Origin of the sequence: Mesorhizobium sp. B2-3-6 (assembly GCF_006442305.1) — a bacterium.
Classification (GTDB): domain Bacteria; phylum Pseudomonadota; class Alphaproteobacteria; order Rhizobiales; family Rhizobiaceae; genus Mesorhizobium.
Map to the genome: position 1 here is coordinate 62,535 of NZ_VFVW01000002.1, position 17,451 is coordinate 79,985.

Below are 17,451 nucleotides of genomic sequence, written 5' to 3' on the forward strand. Positions count from 1 at the left end.
TCGGTCCGGCGCCCGGCACCATTGCCGGACGGCCGCTTTTGCGCCGTGGACGAGTGTCGCCGCCTGAAGTCCCTCTAGCCCGCGATCTTGGAGAAATCCGCGACCTGGTCGGTGGCCGCGCGGATGCGGGCGAGCAGCGCCAATCGATTGGCGCGCACGGCCTGATCCTCATCATTCACGAGAACGCGTTCAAAGAATGAATCAACCGGTTCGCGCAAAACGCTAAGCGCAAGCATGGCGGCGGAAAAGTCTTCGTTTTGAATCGCTTCGCCGGCTTGCTTCTCGGCCTGATTCACCGCCGCGAACAGCGATTTCTCGGCATCCTCGCGGAACAGCGCGGGCTCGACGGTTTCGGCGATCGCCGTTTTCTTCTTCTCCTCGGCAGCCAAAATATTGGCCGCGCGCTTGGTGCCGGCAAGCAGGTTCTTGCCGTTCTCGGTGTCGAGGAAAGTGCCGAGCGCCTCGACGCGGCGTACGATCTGCAGCAGGTCATCCGACTGCGGCGTGATGACAGCGTCGATCAGGTCGTGGCGAGCGCCCTGATCGCGTAGGTAGACTTTCAGGCGGTCGTGGAAGAAGGCGAGGAGGTCTCGGACCTGATCCGTACTGCCAACCGTGTAATTCATGGAGGCGCTGCCGAAGATCGTCGTCAGCCCCAGTCGAATGCGGTTCTCGACCAAAATCCTCACCACGCCGAGCGCAGCGCGACGTAGCGCGTAAGGATCCTTCGAGCCTGTCGGCTTTTCATCGATGGCCCAGAAACCGACAAGCGTATCCAGCTTGTCGGCGAGCGCGACGGCGATCGACACCGGATCGCTCGGCACGTAATCGGACGGCCCCTGAGGTTTGTAGTGTTCCTCGATGGCCGCAGCCACGGATGGGTTTTCGCCTTGCAGCAGCGCGTATTTGCGGCCCATGGCGCCCTGCAATTCCGGGAACTCTCCGACGACTTCGGTGGTCAGATCGGCCTTGGCGAGAACCGCGGCGCGAGCGGCGAGCGCGGGATCGGCGCCGACGAGCGGCGCCAGTTCCTCCGCCAATCGCCTGATCCGCACCACGCGCGCGCCCTGCGTGCCAAGCTTGGCGTGGAAGGTCACATTGAGGTGGTCGAGGCGCGCGGTGCGCTGGTCGAGCGGCTTCTTCAGGTCGAGCCCGAACTTTTTCGCCGACGCCTCGAGCTCGGCGAGATCAGGCAGATCGCCTTGGTCGGTCGTCCAGAAATAGAGCGCGTCGGAGAGGCGCGCGCGCACCACCTTGCCGTTGCCGTGGACGATCTCCTTGCCGTCGTCACTAGCCTCGATGTTGGCGGTGAGGATGAAGCGGTTGGAAAGTTCGCTGATCTCCCCCCTTGAGGGGGAGATGCCCGGCAGGGCAGAGGGGGTCGTCTCACGTTGAGCGCCGGCATCCTCTGTGCGCGAAAGGGAGTCGCGTCCCGTCGTGCCGACCCCCTCTGTCGGCTTCGCCGACATCTCCCCCTCGAGGGGGGAGATTGGGCGCGATGTCACAAAGCACTTCTGGTTGGCGCGGATGGTCAGGCGGATCACCTCGGCCGGAATGGCCAGGAAAGCCTCTTCGAACGCGCCCATCAGCACGACAGGCCATTCGACCAGCCCGGACACCTCTTCCAGAAGCCCCTCGTCCTCGACCAGATCCAGCCCGTTGGCGAAAGCGAGATTGCGGGCATCGGCAAGGATGATCTCCTTGCGCCGGTCTGCGTCGAGCACGACCTTGGCCGCTTCCAGCTTGCTTACATAGTCGTCGAAGCGGCGCACGGTGATTTCGCCGGGCGCGTGAAAGCGGTGGCCGTAAGTGACATTGCCCGAACGGATGCCGTCGATCTCGAAATCGACCACGACCGGCTCCTCGGTTTCCGGACCGAAGGTGCACAGGATCGATTGCAGCGGCCGCACCCAGCGCAGCGAGCCGGGCTTGGCCGAGGCCGGCCCCCAACGCATCGATTTCGGCCACGGGAAATTGCGGATGATGCCAGGCACCAGTCCGGCGATGATCTCTTCCGCCGCCCTGCCCGGCTTCGAGACATGGGCGACGTAGAAATCGCCTTTCTTCGGGTCGGAATGGACGTGTGCCTCGGCGACCGAGGAAAGCCCGGCCTTGCGCAGGAAGCCCTGGACCGCCTGTTCCGGCGCTGTCGTCGACGGCCCCTTGATCTCCTCGCTGATGTCCTTCGAGCGCGCGGTCAGGCCCCTGATGTCGAGCGCCAGTCGCCGCGGTGTCCAGTACTCGCGCGCCGCCTCGTAGGTCAGCCCTGCCTCGACCAGGCCGTCGGTCAGCATCTTCCTCAGATCGCCAGCCGCCTTGCGCTGCATGCGGGCCGGGATTTCCTCGGAGCGAAGTTCGAGCAAAAGGTCCGGCATCAGAGTGTCTCCGCCCGCATGCCATTTTCCTGTTCGCGCGACCTCGCGCCTCCGGCGCTGCGGGCGCGCGGCTGGGCCGGGATTTCCTCGGAGCGAAGTTCGAGCAAAAGGTCCGGCATCAGAGTGTCTCCGCCCGCATGCCATTTTCCTGTTCGCGCGTCCTCGCGCCTCCGGCGCTGCGGGCGCGCGGCTGGGCCGGGATTTCCTCGGAGCGAAGTTCTAGAAGCAGGTCAGGCATGGATAGCTCCTCACCCTCCCCTCGATGGGGAGGGTCGGCGCGTCAGCGCCGGGGTGGGGTGGCGGCGTCTCAATCTCTGGCGCCTTCGGCGTCTGGCGGGCGAAGGTCTGGTTTTCGTTCTTCCACCGCCGCATAGATCGTATCGAGCACGGAATCCAGTTCGTTTTTGATTTCGTGGTTCCAGAAACGGATGACACGATAGCCCTGACTTTCGAACCATTTTGTCCGAACTTCATCGTGTCGTTGCTGGCGATCGAAACTGTGGTGAGCGCCGTCCACCTCGATGATCAGCTTCAGGCGGTGCGAGATGAAATCAGGGAAGTAAATACCGACCGACGCCTGCTTGCGGAAATGAGTGCCTTCCACCGGGATGCGCCATAGGTGCCGCCACAAAATGCGTTCCTCGTCGGTCATTGCCGCACGAAGCCGTTGCGACGACCGCAGTTTGAACCGATCGAGTTTCGGCATGAGAAGTCGCGCTGTCACTCCCACCCGCCGCTTCGCGGCGACCTCCCCCATCCAGGGGGAGGTAAAGAGGCCATAGCAACTCGGCTGGCCGCTGTCACCCTTTCCAGAAATTTTGGGCGTCCTGTCGGGACGGGATGATCCCACTCGTCCTTGGATCAAAGATTTCCATGAACCGAACGCAGCGCTGAAGCGACCCACGCTCAGGCAGAGAGCTATTGGCTGAACGACCATGAAAACGGCATCCAGACTTTTGCAAATCCTGGCGCTCATCGCCTGCTTCACCGCTCAGGCCCATGGCGCCTTCTCGATGCCGGGCGTGCGCCAAGCATTGCGTATAATGGCCGGCCCGAGCGGCCAGATTCTATCGCCGATCAACGCTTCCCTCGATTTGATGAGGGAGGGTGCCTGAGATCAGGCCGCCAACCCGCCGGCCTGCGTCTTCAAGAACGCCTCGCCACAGGCTTTCGCCAGATTGCGCACGCGCAGGATGTAGCTCTGCCGCTCGGTGACGGAGATCACGCCGCGCGCGTCGAGCAGGTTGAAGACGTGACTGGCCTTGATGCACTGGTCGTAGGCGGGAAACACCATGCGGTGCACAGGCAGATTGTCGTTCGATGCGGGCGCACCGGCATCGAGCAGTGCCTTGCATTCGGCCTCGGCATCGTCGAAGTGGCGCAGCAGCATCGTCGTGTCGGCGTATTCGAAATTGTGACGCGAATATTCCTGCTCGGCCTGCAGGAAGACATCGCCGTAGGTGACCTTGTCGGCGCCGTCGCGGCCGTTGAAATTGAGGTCGTAGACATTGTCGACGCCCTGCACATACATGGCCAGCCGTTCCAGACCATAAGTGAGCTCGCCCGCAACCGGCGCGCATTCGATGCCGCAGACCTGCTGGAAGTAGGTGAACTGCGACACCTCCATGCCGTCGCACCAGCATTCCCAGCCAAGGCCCCAGGCGCCCAGCGTCGGGCTTTCCCAATCGTCTTCGACAAAGCGGATGTCATGCAGCAGCGGGTCGATGCCGATCGCCGCCAAAGAGCCGAGATAGAGCTCCTGCAGATTGGGCGGATTGGGCTTCAGGATCACCTGATACTGGTAGTAGTGCTGCAGCCGGTTCGGATTCTCTCCGTAGCGGCCGTCCTTGGGGCGGCGCGAAGGCTGGACGTAGGCGGCGTTCCAGCGCCTCGGTCCAAGCGCCCGCAGCGTCGTGGCCGGATGGAAGGTGCCGGCACCGACCTCCATGTCGTAGGGCTGGAGGATCACGCAGCCATAGTCCGCCCAGTAATTGTGCAGAGTCAGGATCAGCCCCTGAAAGGAGCGGCTGGGATGCATATGGGCGGGGATTTCAATCGTCACGGTGGCCTCGGCTGCAAGGGCTGACTTGCGGCCCCGTCCTAGAGACACGGCGGCGAAGCGTCAAGCAAGGCGCGGGCGTCGCGAGGCATGTCGAAAGCTTTGCGAGCGGCTGGCCCATTGCCGGCGATGAGCACGTGCCTTCTGGTGAACGCTCACAACTCCGCCTCGCCAGACAACAGGTCAGCCATGCCCAACTCCATCACCGTCCGCCCGGTCACGCGCCAGGATTTCGCGCAATGGCTGCCGCTGTGGGACGGCTACAACGCGTTTTACGGGCGCTCGGGCGAGACGGCGCTGGCAAGCGAGATCACCGCCATGACATGGTCGCGCTTCTTCGACGCCTATGAGCCGGTGCATGCGCTGGTTGCCGAAAGTGAAGGACGGCTCGTCGGCCTCGTGCACTACCTCTTCCACCGCAGCACCACGGCGGTCGCGCCGAACTGCTATCTGCAGGATCTTTTCACCGACGAGACCTTGCGCGGCAAGGGCATCGGCCGGGCTCTCATCGAGGGCGTCTACGAGCGGGCGCAGGCGGCCGGTTCGGGCCGGGTCTACTGGCTGACGCACGAGACCAATCACACCGCCATGAAGCTCTACGACAGGATCGGCGAACGCTCGGGCTTCGTCGTCTACCGCAAGCTGTTCTGACACGGCTGCCAACGAAAACGGAGCCCGACAAGGGCCCCGTTCGCGAGCAACATCATTTCATCTTAGCCCTTCGGCGCAGCCGGTGCCGGCTTGACCTTGGGGGTTTCCTGCGCCGTGTTGGACTCGATCGGCGGCAGTCCCTTCATCAGCTTCTGCTGCAAGGCGGCAAGCACGTCGGGATCCGGCTTCAGGTCGCGCGCCTGGTTCCACTGGAAGGTGGCTTCCAGCTTGCGGCCGACGCGCCAATAGGCGTCGCCGAGATGGTCGTTCAGCACCGGATCTTCCGGCTTCAGCGACACCGCGCGTTCCATTTCGCGCACCGCGTCATCGTACCTGCCGAGGCGGAAATAGGCCCAGCCCAGCGAGTCGACGATGTAACCGTCGCTCGGCCTGAGATCGACGGCCTTCTGTATCATCGCCAGGCCTTCCTTCAGGTTCATATTCATGTCGACCCAGGAATAGCCGAGATAGTTCAGCACCTGCGGCTGGTCGGGCTGCAATTCCAGCGCCTTGCGGAAATTCGGCTCGGCCTTCGGCCATTCCTTCAGCCGCTCATAGGCGATGCCCCGCTGGTAGAAGATATTCCAGTTGGCGGCGGTCGGCGTCTTCAGCGCCTCGACGGCCTTGTCGTAGAGATTGGCGGCGGAACGGAAATCCTCCTTCGACGAATAGACCCCACCAAGCGCCAGATAGGCGCGCATGTCGTTGGGATGCTTATCGACGAAGGCCTTCAGATGCGTGATCGCCTCGTCATGGCGATCGAGATCGGCCAGGTTGAGGCCAAGCTGTAAGTCCGAAAGCTCCTTCAGCGGCGAGGTATCCGGTATCCGTCGGTAGAGCGCGATGGCCCCCTCGCCGTCCTTCAGCTGTTCGGAAACGGCGGCAAGCTGCACCAGGGCGGCATCGCTGTCGGGTTTCAGCGCCAGCGCATATTGCAGATAGAGCCTGACGAAAGGCTCACCGCCGCCGCGATTGAGCGCGGTTGCCAGATCGAGCAATATCTCGGAGGCGCCGTCGGATGGGCCGGCTATGAAGGGCGGGATCTTGTCGCCCTTGCTGATCCTGTCGCGCAAGGCGACAATTTCCAGCTTGCCCGGCGAAAACGCCTCGGCCTGGTCGAGCACCGATACCGCCTTGGCCGTGTCGCCCTTGCGGGCCAGGAACGAGGCATAGGCCTGCGCATTGCGCATCCATGTTTCGGGAGCCGCGCTGCCGGCGGCGGTGTCCTGCATGGTCGCGGCATAGATCGCGTCGGCCTTCTCAGGCATGTTGGACACGTCGGCGATCAGCGCGCGGTGGAAGGATTTGAACAGGCCGAACCAGTCCGGGCCCTGCAGCTTGTCGATGGATGCCATCGCCTCGCTGGGGTCGCCGGCGCCCTCTTGGGCCCAGCCGGACATGACGCCGGAGATCAGCCGGTCGAGATCGGATTCCAGCGACAGCTTCAACCAATACTGCGCCTTGGAAAAATCCTTCTTGTGGAAGGAATCGACCGCCAGCGCCAGGCGCGAGAACCGTTCGACGTCGGGAACTTCCTTGAGCTTGTCGGCATAGACAAGGGATTCGTCGAAGCGGCCTTGCGCGATCAGCGACAGCATCAGGCTCTGCTGCAGGCCCGTATCGCTTGGATCGAAGGCCAGGGCCTGCTTGTAGTAGGCAATGGCATTATCCAGGTCGTTGTCACCCTCGGCGATCCGGGCAGCCAGATAGGCTCCCGAGAAAGATGTGATCTTCACCGGTTCGGTGGTCTGCTTGGCATAGGCCGGCAGCGCCGAAATCGCCATGCCCGTCACAAGTGCCAGCCTTGTCAGCCAGCGCGCACGTCCCTGCTGCATCGTATCCCTTTCAGCCAGGCGCCATCTCCGCGTCAGCGGGATCGACGTAGATTCGATCTTTCGGAGAAAAGCATGGCCTTTTTGGGGTCACGCTTCAATCCGCCTCGAATTCACAATCGGGTCACCCGATTAACAAACCATGCCGGCAAAGAACGGCTTTCAGCCCGAAACCGGCGCATCGGCGTCAGGAGTGCCCGGAAGACCGGAGGGCCGCAGGCGCGCGCCCTGATATCCGCCTGACGCCACCGCGCTGCACAGGCCGCTCCATTCACAGCCTCGGCAGGCCTCGCGCGTGAGGCCGGCCGAGAAGGCCTGCCGCATCCGCGCCAGCATGTCCGCACCGGGATCGAGGCGCGCACCGGCCCGGATTGGTCGCCCGAGCAAGGCGCCGGCATCGTGGGCGGCAAGCCGGTCCCGCTCGGCGGCGCTGTCCCGCAGGCAATGTGGCTCCTGTTCATCCAGCAACGGTGCGCAGATGTCGTCCGGGCCGGACACGACCAGTATGTCCTCGCCCCGGCCAAGGCGCTGCGCGATACCGTCGTAGTTGGCCGTGAATGCGGGGCTGTATCCCTTGCCCACATAGGTGAGCAGGCAAAGGAGGTGATGAGCGCGCAGCCTTATCGTCACGGCTGGCGCTATTTCGCCTTGCCGCGCGGGAGCGCCATCAGCGTGGCGGCGCCAAGCGCCGACTTGAGCAGGCCACCGAGGACAAACGGCAGGAAGCCGAAGGCAACAGCCTTTTCGGCGCCGATGATGACGGCGAGCCACGCCGTGCCAAGGGCTAGGCACAGCAGGTTGCCGAGCAGCATGGCGGCAAAGGCAAGCACGACCCTGCCGCCGTTCCAACCGCGCTCCGCCAGCCAGCCGACCAGTGCGCCGACAACCGGGAAGGCGAAGAGATAGCCGCCCGTCGGGCCAATAAAATGTTGTACGCCGGCAGCCCCGCCGGCCAGAACCGGGAAGCCGACCGCACCCTCGGCCAGCCAGGCGGCGATGGTGATCGCGCCCAGCCGCCAGCCGTAGAGCGCGCCGACCAGCGTCACGGCAAAGGTCTGCATCGTCACCGGAACCGGCACCATCGGCACCTCGATGTAGGAGGACAGCGCCAGGAACAGGGTGCCGAGCACGACGGCGCCCGCCTGCCAGCCGAGCGATCGCTCCTGAAGCCGGAGCGGGCTGAAGGACGGTTTTGCGGACGAGAACGCGATGTCGGTCATAGGGGCTCCCTTGGTCGATCCAAAATTATAGATAATTTTTGCCTTCGATCTATTATCGAAGCCACAATTTTCGGACGATGGCAAGGCACGCCTTGCGCAAGGCGGTTAGCCCACGATCGCGAAGGCCTCTCGCGTGGTGCCGGAGGCTGTCCTGACCGGCTTACGGCCAATCCATTGCACGTGCCGCCCCAATGTCGCCGCGGCCGATTCGGTGTTGCCCTGCCGCAAGGCGGCCAATATCGCCCGGTGGTCCTGGCCGGTACGGGTCTCCCATTCCGAGCGCCATGCGGCGAACAGGAAACGGGCGCTTGCGGCGTGCAGGTCATCGATGGTGGCGAGAAGACGCGACATGCCGCATGGCGTCAGGATCAACCGGTGAAAGGCGCGGTTGGCTTCTTCCCACGACCTGACGTCCCGGGATTTGTCGCCGGCCTTGCTGGCCTCCTCGGCCCGATCGAGAATAGCGGAGGTCAGATGCGGCGCCGCGTGGCGCAGCGCCAGCACTTCGAGCGCCGCCCGCATTTCGGCGACCTCCTTGACCTCGCCGAGGTCGAAAGCCGCCACGCGCACGCCGCGGCGCGGTTCGCTGACGGCGAGGCCTTGCGCCTCGAGGCGGCGAAAGGCCTCGCGCACGGGCACATGGCTGGTATTAAACTCCTCGGCGACATGGTCCTGCCGCAACCGGGCGCCCGGCTCGATCGCGCCCGAGATGATGCGATCCGCCAGAACCTTGCCGATGCGCACCGCGATGGTGTCGTCCGTGCCCTTTGCCATGTTTTATAGATAATTTGCAGCCGGGCAGCTTGTCGAGGCGGCGGAGAAGGATTCACGGATTTCTCCCCAGCACGAGCCAGAGGAGAGCTGCGTGAAAGGCAGCGGCTCAGTTCACCCGGCTGATGCAGAAGTCGATGACGTCGATCAGCGCCGATTTCTGCGGCGTCGCCTCCAGCGGCGCCAGCGCGTCGCGGGCGATCTCGCCGAAATGACGGGCGCGCCCGATCGTGTCGGCGATCGCGCCGTGGTGGGTCATCAGCCCGATCGCCTTTCCGAGGCCGGCGTCATCGGTGACATTGTCCTCGATGGCCCGCTTCCAGAAGGTGCGCTCGGCCTTGCTGCCGCGCCGGTAGGCGAGAATGACCGGCAGCGTCACCTTGCCCTCGCGAAAATCGTCGCCGACATTCTTGCCCAGATCCTTGCTGGTGCCGCCATAGTCCAGCGCATCGTCGATCAGCTGGAAGGCGAGCCCGAGATTCATGCCGTAGGAGCGCAAGGCGGCGCGGTCGTTGCGCGTCGCCTGGGCGATGACGGGGCCGACCTCGGCGGCAGCCGAGAAAAGGGCCGCGGTCTTGGCCTTGATGACGGCGAAATGCTCGTCCTCGGTGGTCTCCAGGTTCTTGGCGGCGGCAAGCTGCATGACCTCGCCCTCGGCGATGATCGAGGCCGCGCTCGACAGGATGTCGAGCGCCTCCAGCGAACCGACATCGACCATCATGCGGAATGCCTGGCCAAGCAGGAAGTCGCCGACCAGCACGCTCGCCTGGTTGCCCCAGATCATGCGGGCCGTCTTCTTGCCGCGTCGCATGCCGCTCTCGTCGACGACGTCGTCGTGGAGCAGCGTCGCCGTGTGCATGAACTCGACCGATGTAGCGAGCTTGACGTGGCCCTCGCCGGCATAGCCGAACATCTGTGCGGCGGCGAGCGTCAGCATTGGCCTGAGCCGCTTGCCGCCCGACGAGATCAAGTGGTTGGCGACCTCCGGGATCATCTCGACATCGGATCCGGCCTTCGACAGGATCAATTCGTTGACGCGCCCCATGTCAGCCGCCGTCAGGTCGATCAGATCCTTGATGGAGGCGGGTTCCCGCTTTCCGTTTTCGATGTTGAGAACGACACCCACGACAAACTCTCCCGTCTGATGTAACGCGTGCGACGGCACCCTTAGTTCCGTTACGGACTCTAGGGCGGCGAACGCGGCCACGGCAAGTGGCGAATTGGCGCGGCTTCTCTGGTTTCGGGCCTCGCATGCGTTTACATGAACGCGGCAAACTGAGAGTTTCGTCAGATGATAGAGCTCATTCGCACCAACGACGCGGTCATCATCTCCTTCGTCGAATCGCTGATGCGCGATGCCGGCATCGGCTGCTTCGTGGCCGACCAGAATATGAGCGTGCTCGACGGCTCGCTCGGCATCCTGCCGCGGCGCGTCATGGTCGACGCCGACAAGGCCGACGCGGCGCGGCGCATCCTGACGGATGCCGGCATCGCCAACGAGATCCGCCAAAAATAATGTCCGCCGCGCCAGCCGCCCTCGCCCCGGACACGCCAGCCCACACGGTCGATGCCTTCCATCGCGGCCGGTTCTGGCTGGTGCAGCCCAAGCATGGCGGCCATCGCGCCGGCATGGACGCCATGATGCTGGCGGCTGCCGTGCCGTCCTCCTTCGGCGGGCGTCTCGCCGATTTCGGCGCCGGCGCCGGTGCCGCGGCACTTGCCGTTCTGGCGCGCTGCCCGACGGCCCGGGCCGTGCTGGTCGAACGCGCGCCGGAAATGGCGGCTTTCGCCGCGGCCACGCTCGCGCATCCCGGCAACACTCACCTCGTCGACCGCGCTTCGGTGCTCGTCGCCAATGTCGCGCTTTCGGGCCGCGCCAGGACGGCGGCCGGCCTCGGCGACAATGATTTCGATTTCGTCATCATGAATCCGCCCTTCAACGCCGCGCAGGACCGCGCCACGCCCGAGCGCTTGAGAAAGGAAGCGCATGTCATGGAGGACGGGCTGTTAGAGGGCTGGATCCGCAGTGCCGCAGCAGTGGTCAGGCCGCGCGGCGGGCTTGCCGTCATCGCGCGGCCCGAGCAACTCGGTTCGCTTCTCGATGCGATCGCGGGCCGTTTCGGCGACGCCGAGATGCTGGCCGTGCATCCCCGCCCCGATGCCGCGGCGATCCGCATCATCGTCAGGGCAACGCTCGGGGCGCGCGGCAAACTCGCTATCCGGCCGCCTTTGATGCTTCACGCGCAGACGGGCGACGGCCCGTCGGAACGGACGGAGATGATCAACAACGGCCTCGCCTCCTTGTTCGGAGATTGAACACAACCTGGCCGCGATGGCCGCGGCATTGCCGTTGGCCTTGAAATTCCTACATGCTGGCAACCCATCGAGCGGAGATCGACCTCAGTGAAACGCCTTTTCAACCGCCTGCTGCCGAAATCCTGGCGTTCCACGGTCGTCACCATTCCGGTTATCCGGTTGCACGGCACCATCCTGGCGGGCGGCGGCCCGTTCCGTCCCAGCCTGTCGCTTGCCTCCACCGCCGGGCTGATCGAAAAGGCGTTTTCCTTCGATGCGCCTGCCATCGCCGTCTCCATCAATTCGCCCGGCGGCTCGCCGGTGCAGTCGCGGCTGATCTTCAAGCGTATCCGCGACCTGGCGATCGAGAAGAACAGAAAGGTGCTGGTCTTCGTCGAGGACGTCGCTGCCTCGGGCGGCTACATGATCGCGGTCGCCGGCGACGAGATTTTCGCCGATCCATCATCCATCGTCGGCTCGATCGGCGTGGTCTCGGCTTCGTTCGGCTTCCCGGAGCTGATGAAGAAGATCGGCGTCGAGCGCCGCGTCCATACGGCAGGGCAGAACAAGTCGGTGCTCGATCCGTTCAAGCCCGAGAAAAAGGAAGACATCGAACGGCTGAAGGCGCTGCAGCTCGAAGTGCACGAAACCTTCATCGATCTGGTCAAGGAGCGGCGCGGCACCAAGCTCAAGGACGATCCCGACCTGTTCACGGGCCTGTTCTGGACCGGCAAGCGCGGCCTGGAGCTTGGGCTTGTCGATGCGCTCGGCGACATGCGATCCGTGCTCAAGACGCGGTTCGGGGCGAAAACCCAACTCAAGCTGATCTCGGCGCCGCGCGGTTTGTTCGGCCGCTTCGGGCTGTTCGGCTCGAGCAAGGGATTTTCGGCGCCCGATATTGCCGCCGCTGTCACCGGGGGCGTGATCGATGCGGCGCAAGAGCGCGCTTTGTGGGCGCGCTTCGGGCTTTGAAAACCCGGCAAAACCGTCTAGCATGAACCTCGAAGTTCCATGCATGTCGTTTTTCTCCAGAAACCGCCTTTGGACGACATGCGCCAACCGACCCGACCGGCCGCCCTTCGCCGGCCCAGCGTGGGAGGAGTTTTGATATGCCGCAGATCATTTTCTTCGCCGCCGTCGGGATCGCCGCTTATTTTGGCTACCGCACCTTCATCCGCGAGGCCGAGCGCGTAACCGCCAAGGTGCGGCGCACCGAAAAGCAGACGGCAAACGGCGCGATGGGGACGCTGGTGAAGGATCCGAAGACCGGCGAGTACCGGCTGGCCAAGGACTGATCCTCATTTCACTCGCAATCGAGAGCCTGGAATCCGGCCAGCGCGTCCGGATGTGGCCGGCGCCCGCCAAGATAAACCTCGCTCTGCATGTCACCGGCAGGCGCGATGACGGGTATCATCTGATCGAAAGCCTGGCGGTGTTCACGCGCTTTGGCGACAGGATCGAGATCGCGCTTGCCGAGCGAGACGATTTCAGCGTGTCCGGCCGCTACGCTCCGGATGTTCCCGTCGACGGCAGCAATCTGGTGCTCAGGGCGCGTGACGCGCTGCGGCAGGCGGCCGGTCCTCGCGGCACGCCGCCGGTCTCCATCAAGCTCGAAAAGAACCTGCCCGTCGCTTCCGGCGTCGGCGGCGGGTCGAGCGATGCGGCAGCAGTTCTGCGCGGGCTTGCGGCAAGCTGGCAACTCGACATCGACGATGCCGCGCTGGCGCGGATCGGGCTTTCGCTCGGCGCCGACATTCCCATGTGTCTGGCAGCCAGGCCGCTGATTGCACGCGGCATCGGCGAGGAGTTGTCGATCGTGCCGGATTTCTCGGCGCTCGGACTGGTGCTGGTCAATCCCGGCAAGGCGGTCTCGACAGCCGACGTGTTCAACGCGCTGTCGCGGCGCGACAATGAAGCGCTTCCGCCGCTGCCGCGCGTGGTCGACTTCCACAGCCTGCGCAACTGGCTGGAGATTACGCGCAACGACCTTGAGCCGGCGGCCCGGGCCATCGAGCCCGCTATCGGCAAGGCACTTTCGGTGCTGAACAAGGCCGGGGCCGGTTTTGCCCGCATGTCGGGTTCCGGCGCCACCTGCTTCGGCCTGTTCGAGACCGGCAACGTCGCCAAACGCGCGGCCGCCGACATCCGTGCCCGGCAACCCGACTGGTTCGTCGCCGCGACCCGCAGCATGACGGCGGAGGCAGATGCCCATGGCCAGGACTGACGAGAGCCGTTCCTTCATTCCGGTCCGCATCGCGGTGCTGACCGTTTCCGACACGCGCAGCCTTGCCGACGACAGGTCCGGCCAGACGCTGGCCGACCGCATCGCGGAAGCCGGCCACATCCTTGCCGCCCGCGATATCGTCACCGACGATGGAGACAAGATCCGCAACAAGGTGCTCGGCTGGTCGAAGGATGATGGGATCGATGTGGTCATCACCACCGGCGGCACCGGCTTCACCGGGCGCGACGTGACGCCGGACGCGCTGGAGCCGATCTTCGAAAAGCGCATGGATGGTTTTTCCGAGGTGTTCCACCGCATTTCCTACGACAAGATCGGCACCTCCACGATCCAGAGCCGGGCGACCGGCGGCGTCGTCAACGCCACCTTCGTCTTCGTGCTGCCGGGCTCGCCCGGCGCCTGCAAGGATGCCTGGGACGGCATCTTGAAGGCGCAGCTCGACTACCGGCACATGCCCTGCAACTTCGTCGAGATCATGCCGCGCCTGGACGAGCACCTGCGGCGCGGCATGTCGGCTCCGTGAAAGCCGAGGCAAGGCGCTGGTTTCACGCCGCGTTTGCCAGGCAGAACACCGCCTTCGCCTTCGAAAGACCATTCCAAACCGGATGCGGCAGGACGTATCGTCTCGCGGCGGCGGCCATCGCCGTTGAAGACGGGCGGACGCGATGACAGTGCATAATGGCGGGTGCCATTGCGGCAACATACACCTTCGATTTTCAACCGAGCTCGATCCATTGACAATCGAGGTTCGCGCCTGCCAGTGCTCGTTCTGTACCAAGCATGGCTCGCGCGCCGTCGCCGATCCGGACGGCAGGCTGATCATCTCAGTCAAGGACATCCAGCGATTGAAGAAATACCGTTTTGGATTGGGGACGGCCGACTACCTGATCTGCGGTGAATGCGGTGTCTATACCGCCGCAATCGCCGGAGAGGACGATGCCAGGGCAATCGTCATCATCAACGCCCTGGACGATCAAAGGTCGTTCAGTCAGGAACCGATCCCGGTCGACTACGACGCGGAAAGCAAGGCAGAGCGTCAAGCCAGACGTCGTCTTCGCTGGATGCCTGTCGAGATGCGTTTTAGCGAATGACCGGCTCGCCGTGGAAGCACCGGCGCGAGGACCGCGAGACACCGAAACCACTTCCATCATCAGCCGCGGCCTGCGCGCCGGCACCCGCGTGATCGGAAACTGGCTGCGCGTCACATGTGCAACGCACGTAGACAGAGCAGCTGCAAAATCATTTGGACGGGCGGTGCTCTTGTTTTGCCGGAGCGGCCCAGATTTCGGCATCCAGCCGCTTGGTCGCCAGGCCGCGAGCGAGAGCCTCGGCGCTGCCGGCTCTTTTCGACAAGGATGTGGCCTGGCGCTTGCTGATCAGCAGCCCGTCGGCCAAGGCACGGTTTCCCGAGAAGATACGGGCCAGGAATGGCGCGCGGCCGGCGCGTGTGCGTGAAAACCGCGCCGCCATGGTTTGCCTCGCTGTATGCGCAACGACCTCGTCGATCCATCCGTCGACCAGCCGCGCGCCCGGTTCCAGCAGCAACAGCCAATCGCCTTTCGCGTGCCGGATGGCCGCCGCGACGCCGTCGGTCGCATACTGGCACCCGGCATGCTCGGCGACGCGATGGGTCTGGTCGGTGGAACCGGTGTCGCAAACGATGACCTCGCGCACCACGCCCTCGACCGCGCCGCCGATCAGCGTCGCCAGGGTGCGAGCGAGGCCCTCCTCGTCATTGTGGGTCTCTATGAGAACGGTGAGCATCATTTGCCGAATAGCGGAAAGCGGAACGCAGCGCCAGTTTTTGCGGCGCACCATAGAAAGTTCTTGCTTTGTTCTCGTTCGGCAAATAGGATTAAATTCATGAGCAGAGCGATTCGAAACAACATGGACAGTCCCTGGGAGCGGGCGAAGATGGAACCGATCATGCGCGCCGACATTGCCGCCTTCGGAGCAGGACGAGCCGAAATAGCCAATGCTATGATCGAGCAGAGCGGCATGCGCGTGCGTCCGGACCGCAACCGCGGCCGGTCGGCAGGCATCAACCCGTCCGGCCGGTTCGAGCCGGTCAGCCGGCATGTCTTCGACGATGGCTGGAACTCGCTGGAGGAACTGCCTCCCTTCAAGACCGAGGTGCAGGTCGAGAAGCCGCGTACCATAATCACCCGCAATGAATCGCCCGACATCTCCTTCGACCGCTCGATCAATCCCTATCGCGGCTGCGAGCATGGCTGCGTCTATTGCTTTGCGCGGCCGACGCACAGTTTCATGGGCCTGTCGCCGGGGCTGGATTTCGAATCCAAACTGTTCGCCAAGCCCGACGCGGCGCGCCTGCTCGACAAGGAACTGTCGAAGGACGGTTACCAGCCGCGAACCATCGCCATCGGCACCAATACCGATCCCTACCAGCCGATCGAGAAGCAGTACCGGATCATGCGCGAGATCCTCGAAGTGCTGGAGGCGCGCGGCCACCCGGTCGGCATCGTCACCAAATCCGCCCTGGTGACGCGCGATATCGACATCTTGTCACGCATGGCTGAACGGGGCCTCGCCAAGGTGGCGTTGTCGGTGACCACGCTCGACCGCATGCTGGCGCGCACCATGGAGCCACGGGCCTCGACGCCGGCCAAGCGGCTGGAGGCGATCAGGCAGCTTGCGGATGCCGGCATCCCTGCTTCGGTCATGGTCGCGCCGATCATCCCCGGGCTGACCGATCAGGAGATGGAACGCATCCTCGATTCGGCGCACCATGCCGGCGCACGCGAGGCGGGCTATGTCGTGCTGCGCCTGCCGCTCGAGGTCAGCCCGATCTTCAAGGACTGGCTGCTGCGCCACTATCCCGACCGCTATCGCCATGTGATGTCGCTGATCCGCTCGATGCGCGAGGGCAAGGATTACGATTCGGAATGGGGCAAGCGCATGAAGGGCGCGGGTCCTTACGCCTGGCAGATCGGCCGGCGCTTCGAAATCACCGCCAAGCGGCTCGGTCTCAATGCCGAGCGGCGCACGCTGCGGACCGACCAGTTCGTCGCCGCCGGCAAGGACCAGGAGCAGTTGATGCTGCTTTGAACGACCGCGGCTGTTTGCCGCCGTGGCGAAAAAATCCCGTCCGGCCTGCCCCGGCCTGCAGACGGTGCCCTCCCGGTCCGGCGCCCCACCCGACCCGGAGGGACTTGCGGAGAATCAGAGCCGATGCGAACCTCGCCGCAACATGGCTCGCGCGCGTTCTGATTCTCCGCCTCTCTTCGAAATCGTCGAGAAACCCGATTTCTCCTTCGAGACGAAGGCGATGGCCGAAGGCCTGTGGCCGGTCGCGGGGATGGACGAGGCCGGACGCGGCCCGCTGGCCGGACCGGTGGTGGCGGCTGCGGTCGTGCTCGACCCTGCCAACATCCCCGACGGCCTCGACGATTCCAAACGGCTCAGCCATTTGCAACGCGAGGCGCTGTTCGTGCGCATCATCGGCTCCGCGCTCGGCGTGTCGATGGCCTCGGTCAGCGCCGAGGGCATTGACGGCAGTAACATCCTCAAGGCGAGCCTGGAGGCGATGCGCCGTGCGGTCGCCGGCCTGCCGGTGCAGCCGAAGCTCGCGCTTGCCGATGGGCGCGACGTGCCGCCGGGCCTGCCTTGCACGGGGCGCGCGCTGATCAAGGGCGACCAGCGCTCGCAATCCATCGCCGCCGCCTCGATCGTCGCCAAGGTGATGCGCGACCGCATGATGTGCGGCTGCGGCAGCCATCACCAGCACTATGGCTTCGAAGTGCATATGGGCTATGCCACGGTCCGCCATCGCACCGCGATCGAGACGCACGGGCCGGTGGCGCGGCTGCACCGCGTGTCGTTCGCGCCATTCAGGCTTGAAGGTGCCGAGGTGGTGGAAGAAGAGAGCTTCGCCGGGCTGGATTAGGGCGAAAGCAGCCGAGCGCATATCTCCCCCCACGAGAAACCCTGGAGGGGCGAGATGGCCGACAGGCCAGAGGGGGTCGCCGCGCGTGAAGCGCCGACC

Annotated in this window: 19 protein-coding genes; 10 read left to right on the plus strand and 9 right to left on the minus strand. The window is 64.5% G+C overall.

Annotated features, from left to right (window positions below):
• Positions 1-74 precede the first annotated feature (74 nt).
• The 3 genes from glyS to FJ953_RS06050 form a co-directional block, all read right to left on the minus strand.
• Positions 75-2,375, minus strand: a complete 2,301-nt coding sequence (gene glyS / locus FJ953_RS06035; protein ID WP_140623546.1) for a glycine--tRNA ligase subunit beta — start codon at positions 2,373-2,375, stop codon at positions 75-77.
• Between the two features lie 307 nt (positions 2,376-2,682).
• Entirely contained in the window at positions 2,683-3,351 is a 669-nt protein-coding gene (locus tag FJ953_RS30760; protein ID WP_246674727.1) for a DUF559 domain-containing protein, read from the minus strand.
• Positions 3,352-3,492: 141 nt separating this feature from the next.
• Positions 3,493-4,413 carry a glycine--tRNA ligase subunit alpha gene (locus tag FJ953_RS06050; protein WP_181165179.1) on the minus strand — a complete coding sequence of 307 codons (921 nt, stop codon included), beginning with the start codon at positions 4,411-4,413 and terminating at the stop codon, positions 3,493-3,495.
• A gap of 210 nt (positions 4,414-4,623) precedes the next feature.
• Here FJ953_RS06050 and FJ953_RS06055 point away from each other — a divergent pair, with 210 nt between their 5' ends.
• Entirely contained in the window at positions 4,624-5,085 is a 462-nt protein-coding gene (locus FJ953_RS06055) for a GNAT family N-acetyltransferase (RefSeq protein WP_140498002.1), read from the plus strand.
• A 62-nt stretch (positions 5,086-5,147) separates the two neighbouring features.
• On the opposite strand, the gene FJ953_RS06060 is transcribed toward FJ953_RS06055, so the two are convergent.
• The 5 genes from FJ953_RS06060 to FJ953_RS06080 all read right to left on the minus strand — a co-directional run bounded on the left by FJ953_RS06060 (position 5,148) and on the right by FJ953_RS06080 (position 10,034).
• A complete protein-coding gene (locus tag FJ953_RS06060; protein ID WP_140580743.1) occupies positions 5,148-6,920 on the minus strand; it encodes a tetratricopeptide repeat protein in 1,773 nt (590 codons plus the stop codon).
• Between the two features lie 159 nt (positions 6,921-7,079).
• Positions 7,080-7,547 carry a DUF1284 domain-containing protein gene (locus FJ953_RS06065; RefSeq protein ID WP_140497994.1) on the minus strand — a complete coding sequence of 156 codons (468 nt, stop codon included), beginning with the start codon at positions 7,545-7,547 and terminating at the stop codon, positions 7,080-7,082.
• Between the two features lie 8 nt (positions 7,548-7,555).
• On the minus strand, positions 7,556-8,137 hold the full coding sequence (locus tag FJ953_RS06070) for a biotin transporter BioY (RefSeq protein WP_140497991.1): 582 nt from the start codon (positions 8,135-8,137) through the stop codon (positions 7,556-7,558).
• 105 nt (positions 8,138-8,242) lie between these two features.
• On the minus strand, positions 8,243-8,911 hold the full coding sequence (locus FJ953_RS06075) for a GntR family transcriptional regulator (protein ID WP_140580741.1): 669 nt from the start codon (positions 8,909-8,911) through the stop codon (positions 8,243-8,245).
• Positions 8,912-9,017: 106 nt separating this feature from the next.
• Positions 9,018-10,034: a polyprenyl synthetase family protein gene (locus FJ953_RS06080; protein WP_140497986.1), complete on the minus strand. Its 1,017-nt coding sequence runs from the start codon at positions 10,032-10,034 to the stop codon at positions 9,018-9,020.
• Between the two features lie 165 nt (positions 10,035-10,199).
• Between FJ953_RS06080 and FJ953_RS06085 the strand changes: the two genes are divergently transcribed.
• The 7 genes from FJ953_RS06085 to FJ953_RS06115 all read left to right on the plus strand — a co-directional run bounded on the left by FJ953_RS06085 (position 10,200) and on the right by FJ953_RS06115 (position 14,536).
• Positions 10,200-10,424 carry a DUF2007 domain-containing protein gene (locus tag FJ953_RS06085; protein ID WP_135901951.1) on the plus strand — a complete coding sequence of 75 codons (225 nt, stop codon included), beginning with the start codon at positions 10,200-10,202 and terminating at the stop codon, positions 10,422-10,424.
• Positions 10,424-11,224, plus strand: a complete 801-nt coding sequence (locus tag FJ953_RS06090) for a methyltransferase (RefSeq protein ID WP_140623550.1) — start codon at positions 10,424-10,426, stop codon at positions 11,222-11,224. Before FJ953_RS06085 ends, FJ953_RS06090 begins: the two co-directional genes overlap by 1 nt.
• 87 nt (positions 11,225-11,311) lie before the next feature.
• On the plus strand, positions 11,312-12,175 hold the full coding sequence (locus FJ953_RS06095) for a S49 family peptidase (RefSeq protein ID WP_140623552.1): 864 nt from the start codon (positions 11,312-11,314) through the stop codon (positions 12,173-12,175).
• A 137-nt stretch (positions 12,176-12,312) separates the two neighbouring features.
• The gene (locus FJ953_RS06100) at positions 12,313-12,498 is read left to right on the plus strand and encodes a hypothetical protein (protein WP_140623553.1); all 186 of its coding nucleotides are present in this window, start codon (positions 12,313-12,315) and stop codon (positions 12,496-12,498) included.
• Positions 12,499-12,548: 50 nt separating this feature from the next.
• Complete coding sequence (locus FJ953_RS06105; protein ID WP_140623555.1) at positions 12,549-13,427, plus strand: 4-(cytidine 5'-diphospho)-2-C-methyl-D-erythritol kinase; 879 nt, start codon at positions 12,549-12,551, stop codon at positions 13,425-13,427.
• Positions 13,414-13,968: a molybdenum cofactor biosynthesis protein B gene (moaB, locus tag FJ953_RS06110; RefSeq protein WP_140564282.1), complete on the plus strand. Its 555-nt coding sequence runs from the start codon at positions 13,414-13,416 to the stop codon at positions 13,966-13,968. The genes FJ953_RS06105 and moaB overlap by 14 nt, the downstream gene beginning before the upstream one ends.
• Before the next feature lie 211 nt (positions 13,969-14,179).
• Entirely contained in the window at positions 14,180-14,536 is a 357-nt protein-coding gene (locus tag FJ953_RS06115; RefSeq protein WP_140623556.1) for a hypothetical protein, read from the plus strand.
• A 148-nt stretch (positions 14,537-14,684) separates the two neighbouring features.
• Here FJ953_RS06115 and FJ953_RS06120 read toward each other — a convergent pair whose 3' ends face one another.
• A complete protein-coding gene (locus tag FJ953_RS06120) occupies positions 14,685-15,209 on the minus strand; it encodes a glycosyltransferase (RefSeq protein WP_140514953.1) in 525 nt (174 codons plus the stop codon).
• Between the two features lie 150 nt (positions 15,210-15,359).
• Between FJ953_RS06120 and FJ953_RS06125 the strand changes: the two genes are divergently transcribed.
• On the plus strand, positions 15,360-16,514 hold the full coding sequence (locus FJ953_RS06125) for a PA0069 family radical SAM protein (RefSeq protein WP_140559479.1): 1,155 nt from the start codon (positions 15,360-15,362) through the stop codon (positions 16,512-16,514).
• A 142-nt stretch (positions 16,515-16,656) separates the two neighbouring features.
• Positions 16,657-17,352 (plus strand): ribonuclease HII, encoded by a 696-nt coding sequence (locus tag FJ953_RS06130; protein WP_140514759.1) that lies wholly within the window; start codon positions 16,657-16,659, stop codon positions 17,350-17,352.
• Positions 17,353-17,451: the final 99 nt, after the last annotated feature.